The sequence below is a fragment of the Arthrobacter sp. Y3223164 genome, from assembly GCF_059091005.1.
In genome coordinates this window covers 1-1,683 of sequence record NZ_JBNHGF010000508.1, presented here as the reverse complement: position 1 = coordinate 1,683, position 1,683 = coordinate 1, and the positions used below count along the sequence as shown (strand labels likewise).

The window sequence follows — 1,683 nt, the reverse complement described above, 5'->3', positions numbered from 1 at the left end:
GGCGTCGCGCGCGGCGTGCCGGAGGCGGTGTTGCGGGGCACTCCGGATCCGCAGCACGAGGGCCTGCGGCTGCCCGGCAACGCGCATTTCACCTTCCCGGGCTGCGAGGGCGATTCGCTGTTGTTCCTGCTGGATCTGGCCGGCGTGGAGTCCTCCACCGGGTCGGCCTGCACCGCGGGAGTGCCCCGGCCGTCGCACGTCCTGCTGGCCATGGGGCTGAGCGAAGAAGAAGCCCGCGGGGCCCAGCGCTTCACGCTCGGGCATACAACTACCGAGTCAGACGTTGACTCACTGGTGGCGGCGCTGCCGGAGGCATACGCGCGGGCCAGGAAGGCCGGGATGGCCGGCCACGTCTCCAGCATCCAGACCGCGGGCACGCAGTTCGGCTGAGGCCTCGGCGGACCGGGCAGGTGCGGTGGGGTGCACGGAACGTGGCGGCCGCGGGGACACGACAACGAATCAGTAGGGAAACGAATTCATGAAGGTACTGGCAGCGATGAGCGGCGGCGTGGACTCCGCCGTGGCGGCGGCACGGGCGGTGGAGGCCGGCCACGACGTGGTGGGCGTGCACCTGGCCCTGAGCCGGATGCCCGGCACCCTGCGCACCGGCAGCCGGGGCTGCTGCACCATCGAGGATTCGCGTGACGCCTGGCGTGCCTGCGACATTCTGGGCATCCCGTACTACGTCTGGGATTTCTCCGAGCGGTTCAAGGAAGACGTGGTGGACGATTTCATCGCCGAATACGCCGCCGGCCGGACGCCGAACCCCTGCATGCGCTGCAACGAGCGGATCAAGTTCGCCGCGTTGCTGGAGAAGGCTCTGGCGCTGGGGTTCGACGCGGTGTGTACCGGCCACTACGCCAAGGTCATCGAGGACGAGCACGGCAACCGCGAACTGCACCGCGCCGCCGACTGGGCCAAGGACCAGTCCTACGTGCTGGGCGTGCTGACCCACGAGCAGCTCAAACACTCGATGTTCCCGCTGGCCGAAACGCCGTCCAAGGCCGAGGTCCGCGCCGAGGCGGCGGCGCGCGGGCTCTCCGTGGCGAACAAACCGGACAGCCATGACATCTGCTTCATTTCCGACGGCGACACCCGCGGCTGGCTGGCCGAAAAGATCGAGATGGAATCGGGATCCATCGTTGACCAGGACGGCCAGGTGGTCGGCGAACACGAGGGCGCCAATGCGTTCACCGTCGGCCAGCGCCGCGGACTGAAGCTGGGCCGGCCCGCCCCGGACGGCAAGCCGCGGTTCGTGCTGGAGATCCGGCCCAAGGAGAACAAGGTGGTGGTGGGACCCGAGGACCTGCTGGCCGTCGACCAGATGCGCGGCATCAAGGTTTCCTGGGCGGGCCTGCCGTTGCCCGAGGTCGAGGCGCACACCGAGTTCGACTGCATGGTGCAGGTCCGCGCGCACGGCGACCCGGTGGCGGCGCGGGCGCAGGCGGAGGTTGGCGAGGATGGCCGGCAGCAGTTGGTCGTGACCCTCATCGAACCGATGCGCGGCGTGGCCCCGGGCCAGACCATGGTGCTCTACCAAGGAACCAGGGTGCTGGGCCAGGCAACCATCGATTCGGCGCGTTCGCTGAGCTGGGACCCGGCCAACGTTTCCTAGATGAAGGGCCCGCCCGGCGCGGGACCCCTTCGTCCGGGCCGCGCCGGCGGCGGTCGTCCTTTCGGGCC

At 69.7% G+C, this 1,683-nt stretch carries 1 protein-coding gene and 1 pseudogene; both read left to right on the top strand.

Annotated features, from left to right (window positions below):
• Positions 1-390: pseudogene (locus tag AC5RUJ_RS15895) on the top strand (cysteine desulfurase NifS); the annotation flags it as partial.
• 88 nt (positions 391-478) lie between these two features.
• Complete coding sequence (mnmA, locus tag AC5RUJ_RS15890) at positions 479-1,615, top strand: tRNA 2-thiouridine(34) synthase MnmA (protein WP_494012523.1); 1,137 nt, start codon at positions 479-481, stop codon at positions 1,613-1,615.
• Positions 1,616-1,683 lie beyond the last annotated feature (68 nt).